This is a genomic window from Devosia alba, assembly GCF_039938915.1.
Classification (GTDB): Bacteria; Pseudomonadota; Alphaproteobacteria; order Rhizobiales; family Devosiaceae; genus Devosia; species Devosia alba.
This window is the reverse complement of the sequence record NZ_JBDUUI010000002.1, coordinates 364,402-378,564: the sequence shown is the minus strand read 5'-3', so window position 1 is coordinate 378,564 and position 14,163 is coordinate 364,402. Positions and strand designations below refer to the sequence as shown.

The 14,163-nt window shown below is 63.5% G+C and carries 12 protein-coding genes; 6 read left to right on the top strand and 6 right to left on the bottom strand.

Annotation, left to right across the window (positions count from 1 at the left end):
• Nucleotides 1-11: 11 nt before the first annotated feature.
• From gyrB to dnaN, 3 genes are all read right to left on the bottom strand, one after another.
• Entirely contained in the window at nucleotides 12-2,465 is a 2,454-nt protein-coding gene (gene gyrB / locus ABFY71_RS04405; RefSeq protein WP_347944840.1) for a DNA topoisomerase (ATP-hydrolyzing) subunit B, read from the bottom strand.
• 102 nt (nucleotides 2,466-2,567) lie between these two features.
• Nucleotides 2,568-3,680, bottom strand: coding sequence for a DNA replication/repair protein RecF (gene recF / locus ABFY71_RS04400; protein ID WP_305577182.1), 1,113 nt, complete (start codon nucleotides 3,678-3,680; stop codon nucleotides 2,568-2,570).
• Between the two features lie 181 nt (nucleotides 3,681-3,861).
• Complete coding sequence (gene dnaN / locus ABFY71_RS04395; RefSeq protein ID WP_347944839.1) at nucleotides 3,862-4,983, bottom strand: DNA polymerase III subunit beta; 1,122 nt, start codon at nucleotides 4,981-4,983, stop codon at nucleotides 3,862-3,864.
• A gap of 200 nt (nucleotides 4,984-5,183) precedes the next feature.
• Between dnaN and ABFY71_RS04390 the strand changes: the two genes are divergently transcribed.
• Nucleotides 5,184-6,041, top strand: coding sequence for an SDR family NAD(P)-dependent oxidoreductase (locus ABFY71_RS04390; RefSeq protein WP_347944838.1), 858 nt, complete (start codon nucleotides 5,184-5,186; stop codon nucleotides 6,039-6,041).
• Nucleotides 6,042-6,099: 58 nt separating this feature from the next.
• On the opposite strand, the gene dnaA is transcribed toward ABFY71_RS04390, so the two are convergent.
• From dnaA to mutM, 3 genes are all read right to left on the bottom strand, one after another.
• Nucleotides 6,100-7,590 carry a chromosomal replication initiator protein DnaA gene (gene dnaA, locus ABFY71_RS04385; RefSeq protein WP_305577188.1) on the bottom strand — a complete coding sequence of 497 codons (1,491 nt, stop codon included), beginning with the start codon at nucleotides 7,588-7,590 and terminating at the stop codon, nucleotides 6,100-6,102.
• Between the two features lie 873 nt (nucleotides 7,591-8,463).
• Complete coding sequence (gene rpsT / locus ABFY71_RS04380; RefSeq protein WP_347944837.1) at nucleotides 8,464-8,730, bottom strand: 30S ribosomal protein S20; 267 nt, start codon at nucleotides 8,728-8,730, stop codon at nucleotides 8,464-8,466.
• 154 nt (nucleotides 8,731-8,884) lie between these two features.
• Nucleotides 8,885-9,772: a bifunctional DNA-formamidopyrimidine glycosylase/DNA-(apurinic or apyrimidinic site) lyase gene (mutM, locus tag ABFY71_RS04375; RefSeq protein WP_305577192.1), complete on the bottom strand. Its 888-nt coding sequence runs from the start codon at nucleotides 9,770-9,772 to the stop codon at nucleotides 8,885-8,887.
• Between the two features lie 98 nt (nucleotides 9,773-9,870).
• Here mutM and ubiE point away from each other — a divergent pair, with 98 nt between their 5' ends.
• From ubiE to ABFY71_RS04350, 5 genes are all read left to right on the top strand, one after another.
• Nucleotides 9,871-10,635 (top strand): bifunctional demethylmenaquinone methyltransferase/2-methoxy-6-polyprenyl-1,4-benzoquinol methylase UbiE, encoded by a 765-nt coding sequence (gene ubiE / locus ABFY71_RS04370; RefSeq protein ID WP_347944836.1) that lies wholly within the window; start codon nucleotides 9,871-9,873, stop codon nucleotides 10,633-10,635.
• Between the two features lie 3 nt (nucleotides 10,636-10,638).
• A complete protein-coding gene (ubiB, locus tag ABFY71_RS04365; protein WP_347944835.1) occupies nucleotides 10,639-12,189 on the top strand; it encodes a 2-polyprenylphenol 6-hydroxylase in 1,551 nt (516 codons plus the stop codon).
• A gap of 72 nt (nucleotides 12,190-12,261) precedes the next feature.
• On the top strand, nucleotides 12,262-12,723 hold the full coding sequence (dut, locus tag ABFY71_RS04360; RefSeq protein WP_305577198.1) for a dUTP diphosphatase: 462 nt from the start codon (nucleotides 12,262-12,264) through the stop codon (nucleotides 12,721-12,723).
• Nucleotides 12,677-13,423 (top strand): DUF2259 domain-containing protein, encoded by a 747-nt coding sequence (locus ABFY71_RS04355; protein ID WP_347944834.1) that lies wholly within the window; start codon nucleotides 12,677-12,679, stop codon nucleotides 13,421-13,423. Before dut ends, ABFY71_RS04355 begins: the two co-directional genes overlap by 47 nt.
• Nucleotides 13,413-14,135, top strand: a complete 723-nt coding sequence (locus ABFY71_RS04350) for a HesA/MoeB/ThiF family protein (RefSeq protein ID WP_347944833.1) — start codon at nucleotides 13,413-13,415, stop codon at nucleotides 14,133-14,135. Before ABFY71_RS04355 ends, ABFY71_RS04350 begins: the two co-directional genes overlap by 11 nt.
• The last annotated feature ends 28 nt before the right edge of the window (nucleotides 14,136-14,163 follow it).

Genomic DNA, 14,163 nt, shown 5'->3' with positions numbered 1-14,163 from the left:
ATGGTTGCGCGCTAAACGTCCAGATTGGACACGCTGAGGGCGTTTTCCTCGATGAATTCACGACGCGGTTCGACCAGGTCGCCCATCAGGGCGGTAAAGATCTGGTCGGCTTCGTCGGTCTGGTTCACCTCGACCTTGAGCAGGGTACGGGCATTGGGGTCGAGCGTGGTTTCCCAGAGCTGGGACGCGTTCATTTCCCCGAGGCCCTTGTAGCGCTGCAGCGAGACGCCCTTGCGGCCGGCGTCGGTCACGGTCTTGAACAGCGAAGCGGGGCCAAAGATCTGGGTGGTCTCGCCCTTGCGGACCAGGGTTGGCACGCCGCCATAGATCTCGTCGAGCCGGTCGGCCAGCTGGCGCAGCTTGCGCGCATCGGCGCTCTGCATCAGCGACTGGTCGAGCTGGTGGGTTTCCTCCACGCCGCGCACGGTGCGCGAGAAGGCCAGGCCATCTTCGTCGGTGATGACGCCGGCCCAGCCGCGTTCGAGTTCGTCCGAGATGCGGTCGAGCCGGTTGGCTACGCGGCTCAGGGTCTCGTTGATGCGTGCGGGGTCGCTGAGACCTTCGGGATCGAGCCCGCCGACAATGGCGGCCTGTTCAACCAGGCTGCGATTGTAGCGGGTATTGAGATTGTCGATAGCTTTGACGATATCGCGGGCCTGCTGCAGGATGCCCATCAGATCGGCGCCAGCGTGCTCGGTGCCGTGCTGGGTCTTGAACACCGCTTCGTCCAGGCCGTAATCGAGCAGATAGTCTTCAAGCGCCCGCTCGTCCTTGAGATATTGCTCGGACTTGCCGCGCGTGGCTTTGTAGAGCGGTGGCTGGGCGATGTAGATGTGACCGCGTTCGAGCAGCTCGGGCGTCTGCCGATAAAAGAAGGTCAGCAGCAGGGTGCGGATATGGGCGCCGTCCACGTCAGCATCGGTCATGATGATGATCTTGTGGTAGCGCAGCTTGTCGACGTTGAACTCTTCGCGGCCAATGCCGGTGCCGAGCGCGGTGATCAGCGTACCGACCTGATCGGAGGAGATCATGCGGTCAAAACGGGCGCGCTCGACATTGAGGATCTTGCCGCGCAGGGGCAGCACGGCCTGATTGGAGCGGTCGCGGCCCTGCTTGGCGGAGCCGCCGGCGGAGTCACCCTCGACGATGAAGATTTCCGACTTGGCCGGATCTCGTTCCTGGCAGTCGGCGAGCTTGCCGGGCAGCGAGGAAATTTCCAGCGCACCCTTGCGGCGGGTCAGTTCGCGCGCCTTGCGGGCGGCCTCGCGGGCGGCGGCGGCTTCAGCCACCTTGCCGACAATGACCTTGGCTTCGGCGGGATGCTCTTCAAACCACTGGCCGAGCTTGTCGTTGACGATGTTCTCCACCACCGGCCGCACTTCGGACGAGACCAGCTTGTCCTTGGTCTGGCTGGAGAACTTTGGATCGGGCACCTTGACCGAGAGCACGCAGGTCAGGCCTTCGCGGGTGTCGTCACCGGTCAGCGAAACCTTCTCGCGCTTGGCAATGCCTGAACTTTCGGCATAGCTGGTCACCTGGCGCGTCAGCGCGCCACGCAGGCCAGCCAGATGGGTGCCGCCATCGCGCTGCGGGATGTTGTTGGTAAAGCACAGCACGTTCTCGTGGTAGCTGTCGTTCCACTGCAGCGCGACTTCGACGGTGATGCCGTCCTTTTCGCTGATCATGGTGATCGGTCGCTCGATTACCGGCGTCTTGGACTTGTCGAGATAGTTGACGAAGGCTTCGAGCCCCCCCTCATAGAACAGGTCGACGCTGACCGGCTCGGGATGACGGTTGTCATTGAGCAGGATGTGCACGCCCGAATTGAGGAAGGCGAGCTCGCGCAGGCGATGCTCAAGCGTCTTGAAGTCGAACTCGACCATGGTGAAGGTCTTGTCGGACGGGAAGAAGGTAATCTCGGTGCCGCTACGTCCTTCATAGACACCGGCCTGCTTGTTCTCGACATAGCTGCCGATCTGCTTGAGCGGCGCGTCGGAGTCGCCATGGGTGAAGCTCATCTCGAAGACGCCGCCGTCTCGGCGAATATTGAGCTTGAGCCAGGCCGAGAGCGCGTTCACCACCGAAACACCCACGCCGTGCAGACCGCCCGAGACCTTGTAGGAGTTCTGGTCGAACTTACCGCCGGCATGGAGCTGGGTCATGATGACCTCGGCGGCCGAAATGCCCTCTTCCTTGTGAATGCCGGTCGGGATGCCACGACCATTGTCGTTGACGGACACCGAGCCATCGGCATTGAGGGTGACATTGACCAGGTCGGCGTGGCCGGCAAGAGCCTCGTCAATCGCGTTGTCGACCACCTCATAGACCATGTGGTGCAGGCCGGAACCATCATCGGTATCGCCGATATACATGCCGGGGCGCTTGCGCACGGCATCGAGGCCACGCAGCACCTTGATGCTGTCGGCGCCATATTCTTCGGGAACGGGATTTTCGCTATCGGTCATGGGGTCCGAATCAGTCAGTTTCAGAGTGCTTTTGTTCTAGCGGAACGGGGTGGTATCCCCAAGCAAAATGGCCGTTTTCAGGGCAAATGCCGGGGTTTTGCCCTAGTCGTGCTGCAAGCGACCGTCGCGCACGGTAATGGTCTGGGCGCGCTCGCCCAGAGCCTCGAACAGGACGCGGTCCGTGCCGGTCAAAAAGCACTGCGTGCCGAGGCCATCGAGGGCCACGAACAGCGCCCGGCGGCGATCCGGATCGAGATGGGCGGCGATCTCGTCGAGCAGCAGGAACGGGGTGATGGTGGTGCGCAATTTGACCAGCCGGGCATGGGCCAGGATCAGCCCGATCAGCAGCGCCTTCTGCTCGCCAGTGGAGCCCAGGGCAGCCGGAATGGATTTCTGGGCATAGGTGACCTCCAGATCCACCCGATGGGGGCCGACCAGGGTGCGCCCGGCCGCACGATCGCGACCGCGGCTGCGCTGCCAGCTCTCGCTCAACACGGTCTCAAGCGCCGCTGAGGCGTCCGGCTCGACAGTTTCGGCAAACAGCGGCGTCAGCGCCAGATGGGCGGCAGGGAAGCTGGCATCGTCCAGGCTCTGTCCGATCAGGGTCTGCAAATGGCTCAGACTGTCGGTGCGGGCCAGATGGATGGAGGCGCCCAGCTCCGCCATCTGCGCCTCGATGGCCCCCAGCCAGGCGGGGTCGCCATGGTCTTCGAGCAGTCGGTTGCGCTGCCGCATGGCCTTTTCATAGTCATTGACCGCGGCCGAATGGCTGGGGATCAGCGTGGTCACCAGCCGGTCCAGAAAGCGCCGCCGATCGCTCGCCGGGCCCGAGAACAGGCCGTCCATGGCCGGGGTGAGCCAAAGCACGCGCAGATAATCGCTCATCGCCTCGACCGAGCGGGCATTGGCGCCATTGATGCGGACCCGACGGCCGCCATCGGGCGCGGCACCGGTGCCTATATCGGCAGGACCATCGGCCGTTTCCACCGTCGCGGCCACGGCCCAGCCCAGATCGGCGTCGTGCGCCTGCACGGTCTCGAAAGCGGCACGGCGCAGGCCCCGGCCGGGCGAGAGCAGGGAAATCGCCTCCAGCAGATTGGTCTTGCCGGCGCCATTGGGGCCGGTCAGCACGACATGGCGGGAATCAAGATCAAGCGCCGCCGCCGCATAATTGCGGAAGGCGGTGAGACGCAGGCGGGAGAGATGGCGGATCATTTGCCTTCTTCCCCTCTCCCCTTGAGAGAGAGGGTGGATCGGCGAAGCCGGGACGGGTGAGGGGTTAGACCAGTCAGCTTAGCCATGCCAACCATTGCAGACCCCTCATTCGCCCTTTGGGCACCTTCTCCCTAAAGGGGAGAAGGGGGCATCGCGTGTGGACAGTCAGTTCACCGAACGATTAGACGCGCATCGGCATCAGCACGTAGAGCGCGCGGGTTTCGCCGTCATCCTTGACCAGCGTCGGCGAGCCGGCGTCGTTGAACATGAAGATGGCGCTCTCGGAGCGGATCTGGCCGATAATGTCGAGCAAATAGCGGGCGTTGAAGCCGATCTCGAAGCCGTCCGTGTCAAATTCCACCGCCAGTTCCTCGCTGGCCGTGCCGTGATCGGGATTGGTCACCGACAGCTCGAGCAGGCCGTCCGTGGCGTGCAGCTTGACCGCTTTGCCGCCGCGCTCGGAGGCAATGGTAGAGACGCGGTCGACGGCGGTGGCGAAGCTGGCGCGGTCGACCGTCATCTGCTTGTCGTTGTTCTTGGGGGTCACCCGGTCGTAATCGGGGAAGGTGCCTTCGATCAGCTTGCTGAGCAGCACGACTTCACCCACCGCAAAGCGGATCTTGGTCTCGGAGACCTCCACCAGCACTTCGCCATCGGCGCCATCGAGCAGCTTCTGGACTTCGCCGACGGTCTTTTTCGGAACGATGATGCCGGGCATGCCCTTGGCGCCCTCGGGCGCGTCGATCTCGGCGCGCGCCATGCGGTGACCATCGGTGGCCACGGCGCGCAGCACGGTGCCGGTGCCGGATATGTCGACGGTGTGGAAATAGATGCCGTTGAGATAGTAGCGCGTCTCCTCATTGGAGATGGCGAACTGGGTGCGCTCGATCAGCTCGCGCAGCGCGGTGACTGGCATGGAAAACTCATGGCCAAAGGCGCCGGACTTGAGGTCGGGGAAGCTGTCGGGCGACAGGCAGGCCAGATTGAAGCGCGAACGGCCGGAGGTGAGAACCATGTTCTCGCCGCCATCGGTCTCAAGCCGCACTTCGGCGCCATCGGCAAGCTTGCGGACAATCTCATAGAGCGTATGCGCCGGCACCGTGGTGGTGCCGGGCGTCGAGACCATGGCCGGCACCGATTCGGTGACCTCGATATCCAGATCGGTGGCGCGCAGCTCGACCTTGTCATCGCTGGCCTTGAACAGCACGTTGGCCAGAATGGGATAGGTGTTGCGGCGTTCCACAACCCGGTGCACATGGCTCAGTGACTTGAGCAGGTGATTGCGTTCGAGCGTGACTTTCATGCGACGACTTCCCTGGCACTACGCGGCTGCACAAATGCAGCATAAACTCCCGGCGGGCGGGGTGTGGACATTTACAATTTGGTGACCAAAACGCAAGGGCAGCAAGCGCTTTGCACCCAGCAAATGCGTGCGGCCGAACGGGCTGTATCGGCGGGCAAATCGGACTAGGTTTGGGGCACAGGAAACAAGAGGAGGCCCGGATGGCCGAATGTTTTGCAGCCGACGGCGTGGCGGTGATTACCGGCGGCGCCAGTGGCATTGGCCGGGCGGCGGCGCGACGTGCTGCCGCAGCAGGCATGAAAATCGCCCTGGTGGACATCAACGCGGCCAAGCTGGCCACAATCGGCGCCGAACTGGCGGGCGTGGTGGGCGGCGCCAATCTGGTGGTGGAACGGGTCGATGTCAGCGACACCGCCGCCATGCTTGGTTTCGCCCGGCAGGTGGAGCAGCAATTGGGCAGCCCGACCCTGCTGATGAACAATGCGGCAGCCTTTGTCAGTGGCGGGCCGGGCGGGATTCTCGATGCCAATGAAAACTGGCAGCGCGTGTTTGCGGTCAATGTATTGGGGCCGGTCAATGGCGTGCAGGCGTTTCTGCCGGGCATGCTGGCGGCAGGGCGCCAGGGGGTGATCATCAATACCGGCTCCAAGCAGGGGCTGACCAACCCGCCGGGCAATCCGGCCTACAATACGTCCAAGGCCGCCGTGAATGCCTATAGCCAAAACCTGGCGCGCGATCTGCGCGAGCGCGAGGGCTGCGCCATCAGCGCGCATCTGCTGATCCCGGGCTGGACCACGACGGGCGACGCCGAACATCGCCCCGGCGCCTGGCGGCCCGAACAGGTGGTCGACTATATGGCGGCAGCGATCGCGCGGGACCGCTTCTTCATCCTGTGCCCGGACGAAGAAACGCCCAATGAAATCGACCACAAGCGCATCTTGTGGAACGCCATGGACATTATCGAGAACCGTCCGGCGCTGTCGCGCTGGCATCCGGACTACCAGCAGGCCTTTGCCGATTTCATGGAACAGGACCTGCCCGTCAGGCCCAAAAACTAGCCTTGGAAACAGTAATGGCGGGCACCGGGCCCGCCATTTTCGTCAGTCTTGCGCAGCGCTACTCTTCGAGCATGCGCTTGAGCAGTTCGATTTCCTGACCCAGCTCCACGTCATCCTTGATCATGGACTCAACCTTGCGCACCGAGTGCAGCACGGTGGTGTGATCGCGGCCGCCAAAGCGCCGGCCGATTTCGGGCAGCGAGCGCGATGTCAGCGCCTTGGCCAGGAACATGGCAATCTGGCGCGGGCGCACCACGTCGCGCGAGCGGCGGGCCGAGAGCAGTTCGTTGCGCGGCACCTTGTAGTGGCGCGAGACGATACGCAGAATGTCTTCGATGCGGACCCGGCGCGCCTCGCGGTTGCGGATCAGATCGCCCAGGGTCTTTTCGGCCAGCGGCACGGTGATCAGTTCGCCGGTCAGCTGGTTGGCGGCCACCAGACGGTTGACGGCGCCATCCAGATCCCGGCCATGGCTGATCACGGCGCGCGAGATGTAGTCGATGACGGGTGCCGGGAAGTGCATGCCGTAGCGGGCGGTGGACTGGTCGGCCCGGCGCTGCACGATGGCGCGACGCAGTTCGAGATCAAAGCCCGAGATCGGCACCACCAGCCCGCCCGAGAGCCGCGAGCGGACGCGCTCATCGAGCATTTCAAGATCACGCGGCGGCGCATCGCCGGCCACCACGACCTGCTTGGCCCCGGTGAGCAGCGTGCCCAGCGTGTGCCCGAATTCGGTGGCCGACTTGCCCTGCAGGAACTGCATGTCATCGATCAGCAGCAGATCGACGCGGCGCAGCCATTCCTTGAAGCCGAGCGCGGACTGGCGCTGCACGGCGGTGATGAAATGGTACATGAAATGGTCGGCGGTCAGATAGACGATGTTCTTGGTGCTGTCGGCCTGCTGTACGGCGTGCGCAATGGCGTTGAGCAGATGGGACTTGCCCAGCCCGACGGTGGAATGGATGTAGACCGGGTTGAAGGTGACCGTGTTGTTGGCGGCTGCATTGGCGATCTGCTTGGCAACGCCGAAGGCCATTTCATTGGCAGCGCCCGGCACGAAACTGTCAAAGGTCATGCGCGCATCAATGGCACTGCCCGAGAGGGCATCGCCCTTGGCAGCGGCGGTGTCACGCGGGAAGCGCGCCATGCTGGCGAGCGGGGCCTGTGTCGGCGCGGCGGGTGGGTTGGGCGCGTCGCTGGCCATGGGTTCAGCGGCAGCCGGGGTAAAGCGCGGACGGGCCTGCCCATTGACGCGCAGCGTCACCTGGATGCGGTCGGTTTCGGCAAGATCCTGACGGAAGGCCTCGAGCAGGCGCTCGGCATAGTTGGACTGGACCCATGAGCACAGAAAACGCGTCGGGGCCGACAGATGCACCACGTCATCGACGATTTCTTCCAGCTCGAGGCTGGCGAACCAGGAGGTGAACACATCCACGCCCACAGCAGTCTTGATGCGGGCGCGAACCCGGGTCCACAGCTCACGTTGGGCTTCACTGGAATCGGAGGTGGTCATGACAGGATTATCGCCCTTGTTGATTGTGCTTGTCATTGCAGCATTGGTCTCAGGCCAATTGTCCCTGCCAGCGGTCGCCTGTCGCGTCATCAAGTGTGCCCCGTTTTAACTGTTCGACCGGTCCGCAAAGTCCGGTCTGCATCTGTCTGCGCCCTGGCTGCTCTGTGTTTGCCCACACAGCCATGGCTTCGCCCCTGCCCCCGCTCATGCGAACGCATTATTCCTGTCCGCCGGAATGGACCGGCGGGGTTTATCTATTCCACTGTCATGAACCCGGCCGTACAAGGCCAATGGCTTAATAATAACGCTTCGGCCCCGATCATACCACCAACCACGAGGGCTGGAGACACGGTCTTCACCGTCTGAAACCATCCCGGCATCAGCCGAGCTTTTGCTAAAAACTACGCCCCGAAAAATGACCCCGACAGCTCAGTCAGACGCTCATTGACGGCGCCGTCTCTCAAGCTGACGGGCTTACTTTAGAGGCACGATATGGGGCTCGCAACCGTGGAATCAGCAAAATGGGGGCTTGACTCTGAGGTTGTATTTTTGGGTCCCATCGAAGGGTCCCGACCCCTTCCGGGCAAGGCGCTGGGACTCAACGCAGATTCGCGTCCGGGGGTAATCTGGTCGGAAAAAAATTTATTTCCGGAAGGTCAGATTATTTCCTGCCACGTGGTGGTGCTTCCCGTTTCAACAATGGCCAGCACCGGGCCAAATCCCTATGAGGGCTCAAGAAATGCCGTCGGTTGACACGATCGGGCACGCTGGCAAGCGGCGTCACGACAATGATCTATCCAGGGCCAGCCGAAAAACGATACTCACTACCATACAAACAAAAAGGGCCCCTTGCGGAGCCCCGTTTCGTCAGGTGACCGGCTGCCTTGCAGGCGCCAGACTTGCCGGCAGTTAAGCGCTGAGCGCCTTCACCCGGCTGTTCAAACGGCTGACCTTGCGCGCGGCCAGATTGGCATGAACAATGCCCTTGCTGGAAGCGCGGGCGATCTCGGGAGCCGCGACTGCCAGGGCTTCCATGGCCAGCTTGTGATCACCGGCGGTAATGGCTTCTTCAACCTTGCGGATGAAGGTGCGCACGCGCGAACGGCGCGACTTGTTGACCGCCGTGCGGGCTTCAATCTTGCGGGTAGCCTTTTTGGCTGAAGGCGTATTGGCCATAATGGTCCTCTTGGCGTCCAACCGGCCGATCGCGCCACGAGGTCGCATGCGTCCGGGATGAAAATGAAAATCGGCGGCCTATCGATAGCCGCCAAGTTGCGCGGTCTATAGGGGATGCCGGCCCGAGCGTCAACTGGATTCAGACCAGCCTGGGTCAGGGTTTGGTCTGGCAGACGGGACAAAAGAAGGTGGATCGGCCCGACTGGACGATGCGCTGGACCACACCAGTGCAGCCAGGGGTGGCGCAGGGGTCGCCCTCGCGGTCATAGACGGCGAAATTGTGCTGAAAATAGCCATTGCCGCCCTCGGCATTGCGGAAGTCACGCAGGGTGGAGCCGCCCGAGGCGATGGCCTCGTTGAGGACGGTGCGCACGCCGGTCGCCAGCTGCTCCAGCGCCGGTTTGGGCTTGCCCTTGGCGGTCACCAGCGCGCCAGCCAGCACGGTGGGCAGGATATGGGCGCGGTGCAGTGCCTCGGCGACATAGATATTGCCCAGTCCCGCCACCACGCGCTGGTCGAGCAGTGCGGCCTTGATCGGGGTCTTCTTGCCGGCAAATTTGTCGGCCATCGCCGCCGCATTGAAGTCATTGCCCAGCGGCTCGGGACCCAGGCCCAGCAGATAGGGGCTGAGGGTGATGTCATCATAGAGATCGACAAAACCGAAGCGGCGCGGATCGGCATAGATGAGATGGCTCCTGCCGTGCGCGGGATGATCGAGATCGAGCACCAGGTGATCGTGCTTGGGCGGGGTCGCGGTTTCATAATAGCGCGGTGGCTTGTCGATGCCGTGTTCGGCAAAGCGCCAGGAGCCGGTCATGCCCAGATGGCTGAGCAGCGTCTTGCCATTGGAGAGCTCGATCAGCAGATATTTGGCGCGGCGGCCCACCGCGACAATGGTGCTGTCCGCCAGCCCATCGGCCAGGCCCTGCGGGAAGGGAAAGCGCAGATTGGGACGGTTGAGGGTGACGTGATTGATGCGCGCGCCTTCCAGCCAGGGCTGCAGGCCGCGTCGCACGGTTTCGACCTCGGGCAGCTCGGGCATGGCGATCCTCTTTACCTGTGCGGCTTTGCGCGATTGGCAAAGCCCATAACGCTTCTATATGGTGCGCGCCAACATCATTACAGATTAAGAGCATAGCCATGACCGAGGCGCGCGAGACCACCCATTTCGGCGAGCAGACTGTTGCGCTGGACGACAAGCAGGGCATGGTCAACCAGGTGTTCCACGGTGTGGCCGATCGCTACGACCTGATGAATGATCTGATGAGCATGGGCATTCACCGGATCTGGAAGGATGCCATGGTCGCCGATCTGGCGCCGCCCAAGTCCGGCTCGCGGCCCTATCGGGTGCTCGATATGGCCGGCGGCACCGGCGATATTGCCGAGCGCATCATCAATGCCTCGGTGGGTTATGCCGAAGTGGTGGTCTCCGACATCAATTCAGACATGCTGCGGGTCGGGGCCGAGCGCGCCAAGGGCTGGCGCTTTCCGGCGCAGGCCAGCTTTGTCGAAGCCAATGCCGAAGAGCTGCCGTTCGCGGACAATAGCTTTGACGCCTATACGATTGCCTTTGGCATTCGCAATGTGCCGCGCATCCAGCAGGCGCTGAACGAGGCCCATCGCGTGCTCAAGCGCGGCGGCCGGATTCTGGTGCTCGAATTCAGCCAGGTTGATGTGCCCGGGCTTGACGCCATCTACAAGGCATTCTCGGATACACTGATCCCCCCCATGGGCAAGCTGGTGACCGGCGACGCGCAGCCCTATCAGTATCTGGTGGAATCGATCCGCAAATTCCCCAACCCGACGCTGTTCCAGTCCATGCTGAGCCAGGCGGGCTTCAAGCGCGCCAAATTCACCCCGTTCAGCGGCAATATCGCCACGCTGTTTTCTGGCTGGAAGCTCTAGCGCATGCTGTTTTCCGCCTATTTCCGCCTGCTGCGCGCCGGCTATGTCCTGGCCCGCGAGGGCGCGCTTTCGATCATCTCGACCAGGGATCTGCCGCCCGCTCTGGCGCCGCTGCGTGCCGGCATCTGGCTGGGCCGGTTGATCGAGCGCCCCAGCGTGCGCAAGACCGGCCATGTCGAGCGGCTGACCAGGGCGCTGAACCTGCTGGGGCCCACCTATGTCAAATTTGGCCAGACCCTGGCCACGCGGCCCGACGTGGTCGGGGCCGCCATCGCCAATGATCTGGCTGGCCTGCAGGACCGCATGGATCCGTTTGATGCCGCCCTGGTGCCCGGCATTCTGGCGGCGGCGCTGGAAGACAAGGCGGCCGAGCTGACCGAGCTGAGCGCGCCCATCGCGGCCGCCTCGATCGCCCAGGTGCATCGCGCCACGCTCAAGCCGGCCAATGGACCCAACAAGATTGTCGCGGTCAAGATACTGCGCCCCGGCGTGCAGGCCCGCTTCATGGCCGATATCGAGAGCTTTTACGCCGCCGCCCGGCTGGCCAATCGCTTTGCCGCCTCAACCAAGCGGCTGCGCCCTGTTGAGGTCGTGGAAACGCTGGATCGCTCGGCGCAACTTGAGCTCGATCTGCGGCTGGAAGCGGCGTCGATCTCCGAGATGGCCGAGAATATCAAGGACGATACCGGCTTTGTCATTCCCTCGGTCAGCTGGGACCACGTGGCGCAGAATGTGCTGACCACCAGCTGGGTCGATGGCATCCCGATCCGCGAGCACGCCGCGCTGGACGCGGCGGGCGTCGATCGCAAGGCGCTGGCCGCCAATCTGCTGCAGAGCTTTTTGCGCCATGCCATTCGCGACGGGTTTTTTCACGCCGACATGCATCCGGGCAATCTGTTTGCCGATCCGCGCAGTGGCGATGTGATTGCCGTCGATTTCGGCATTATGGGCCGCATCAACCGCCAGGAACGCCGCTTTCTCGCCGATATCCTCTATGGCTTCATCACCCGTGATTATCGCATGGTGGCCGAGCGGCATTTCGATATCGGCTATGTGCCCAAGGGCCAGTCGGTCGACGATTTTGCGCTGGCGATCCGCTCGATCGGCGAGCCGCTGCATGGCCGCACCGCCGCCGACATTTCGATGGCCCGCGTGCTCGGACAATTATTCGCGATCACCGATCTGTTTGACATGCAGACCCGGCCCGAACTGGTGTTGTTGCAGAAATCCATGGTGCTGGTGGAAGGCGTGGCGCGGGCGCTCGATCCCGATCTGGATATCTGGAGCGTCTCCGAGCCGGTGGTGGGTGAGTGGTTGCGCAAGCAGGCCGGGCCCATGGGCCAGATCGAAAGCCTGGGCGAACACCTCAAGACTGCGGCCGAGGCGGCCGGAAGGGTACCGGCAATACTGGCCCAGGCCGAATTGGCGCTGGCCGATTACCACGCCAGAAAGCAACAGCCCGCCGATCTGGTGCTGCGCCGGGCGCTGCTGGGGCTGATCGGCCTCGCCGCAGTGACGCTGCTGGCCGTGCTGTGGCGGGTGCTGACTCTGTAGCAGCATGCCGCTTGCCCGCGCTGCAGCGACGCCCTAGTCTTAGCGCAAATAAGCCAAGGATTCGAGCCAGTTATGCCCACCAGCCCGATCGCCATTCCATTGCGCTGGCTTGAGCATGGGCGCGGACTGAAGCTGCCGGCACAGCAGACAGCTGGTGCGGCCGGGCTCGATCTGGCAGCGGCACTGGCGCCCGATGCGACGATCGAGATTGCCCCGGGCGCCTATGCGATGATCCCGACCGGCTTGGCCATTGCCCTGCCGCAGGGCTATGAGGCGCAGATCCGGCCGCGCTCGGGACTGGCGGCAAAGCATGGCATTACGGTGCTCAATGCGCCCGGCACGGTGGACGCCGATTATCGCGGCGAGATCAAGGTCGTGCTGATCAATCACGGCACCACCCCGTTTGTGGTGCGGCGGGGCGAGCGTATTGCGCAGATGGTGGTGGCACCGGTGAGTGCCGTTACCCTGGTCGAAAGGGAGACACTGGATGAGACTGAACGCGGCGATGGCGGGCATGGTTCGACGGGCCGCTAGCCTTGTGGGCATGCTCGCCCTGCTGGCCGGGCCGGCCCTGGCGGGCGACCGGGCCCAGATCGACCTGATCGGCTATTCGGCCGATGGCAGCTATTTCGCGTTTGAGGAATTCGGCATTCAGGATGGCTCGGGCTTTGCCTATTCCAGCATCTATGTCGTGGATCTGGTCGAGGACAGCTGGGTGGTCGGCACGCCGTTCCGCCTGCAGGCCGACGAGGAGCGAACGACGCTGAGCGACATTCGCGCCGCCGCGCGGGCCAGGGCGGCCGATAACATTGCCACGCTGGGCATTGAGGTGCCGGGCGAATTGATCGCCATGATCGGGGACGGCGCGGCCGATGCCGACGGGAAAACCCTGCGCTTTGGCGCGCCCGGCTTCGAACCCGGCGCGATTATCGGCAGCTATACGCTGACGCTGACCCAGTTCGACACGGTTTCATCGACGCCCTGCGCGGAATGGTTCGACGCGGTGCCGCAGGGCTATTCATTGAGCATCAGCGATGAGAACGGCGAGCGCGTGGTGCATCAAGATACCAGCCTGCCCCGCTCGCGCGGTTGTCCGGTCGAGTATCGGCTGTTTGGCGTGGTGCAGCCGTTTGCGGACCAACCGCTCAGCCAGGCGCTTGGCATCATCTCGGTCTACAGCTTTGGCTTTGAAGGCCCGGACCGCCGCTTCATGGTGGTACCCCTTGGCCTCTGACCCCCTTTCCGCCGCCGAAACCCGGCGCTATGCGCGCCATCTGGTGCTCAAGGGCATGGGCGGGCGCGGTCAGCAGGCGCTCAAGGCGGCACGGGTGCTGGTGGTGGGTGCCGGCGGGCTGGGCAGTCCGGCCATCGCCTATCTGGCGGCAGCAGGCGTCGGCACGCTGGGCATCATCGACAACGACACCGTCTCGCTGTCCAATCTGCAGCGGCAGATGATCCACACCACCGCCGGGATCGGCATGGGCAAGGCGGCGAGCGCCGAACGATTCGTGCAGGCGCTGAACCCTGAAATCACTGTCCGACTGCATACCGAGCGGCTGACGCCCGCCACTGCCGCCGCCATCCTGGCCGATTATGATCTGGTGCTTGATGGCACCGACAATCTGGCTACCCGCCGCGCCGTAGCCGCAGCGGCCGAGGCGCTGCAGCGGCCACTGGTATCGGGCGCAGTGTCGATGTTTGATGGCCAGGTGACGGTGTTTGTGCCGGACGGGCCGCGCTTTGCCGATCTCTATCCCGAGGCCGCCAGTGACGATGATCTGCCCAGTTGCGAAGCCACCGGCATATTGGGCCCCCTTACCGGCGTCATCGGCACGCTGATGGCCATGGAAGCGATCAAGCTGCTCACCGGCATTGGCGAACCGCTGATCGGACGGGTGCTGACCTATGACAGCCAGGGGGCCCGGTTTTCGGAATTTTCGTTTTAGGCGCCGGCTTTTCCTCCCCCTCAGGAGG

Coding starts and splice junctions, on each gene's coding strand:
- ABFY71_RS04355 (WP_347944834.1), top strand. CDS start 12,677: ATGAGACTGAACGCGGCGATGGCGGGCATGGTTCGACGGGCCGCTAGC.
- gyrB (WP_347944840.1), bottom strand. CDS start 2,465: ATGACCGATAGCGAAAATCCCGTTCCCGAAGAATATGGCGCCGACAGC.
- dnaN (WP_347944839.1), bottom strand. CDS start 4,983: ATGAAAGTCACGCTCGAACGCAATCACCTGCTCAAGTCACTGAGCCAT.
- dnaA (WP_305577188.1), bottom strand. CDS start 7,590: ATGACAAGCACAATCAACAAGGGCGATAATCCTGTCATGACCACCTCC.
- ABFY71_RS04390 (WP_347944838.1), top strand. CDS start 5,184: ATGGCCGAATGTTTTGCAGCCGACGGCGTGGCGGTGATTACCGGCGGC.
- recF (WP_305577182.1), bottom strand. CDS start 3,680: ATGATCCGCCATCTCTCCCGCCTGCGTCTCACCGCCTTCCGCAATTAT.
- ubiE (WP_347944836.1), top strand. CDS start 9,871: ATGACCGAGGCGCGCGAGACCACCCATTTCGGCGAGCAGACTGTTGCG.
- dut (WP_305577198.1), top strand. CDS start 12,262: ATGCCCACCAGCCCGATCGCCATTCCATTGCGCTGGCTTGAGCATGGG.
- ubiB (WP_347944835.1), top strand. CDS start 10,639: ATGCTGTTTTCCGCCTATTTCCGCCTGCTGCGCGCCGGCTATGTCCTG.
- mutM (WP_305577192.1), bottom strand. CDS start 9,772: ATGCCCGAGCTGCCCGAGGTCGAAACCGTGCGACGCGGCCTGCAGCCC.
- rpsT (WP_347944837.1), bottom strand. CDS start 8,730: ATGGCCAATACGCCTTCAGCCAAAAAGGCTACCCGCAAGATTGAAGCC.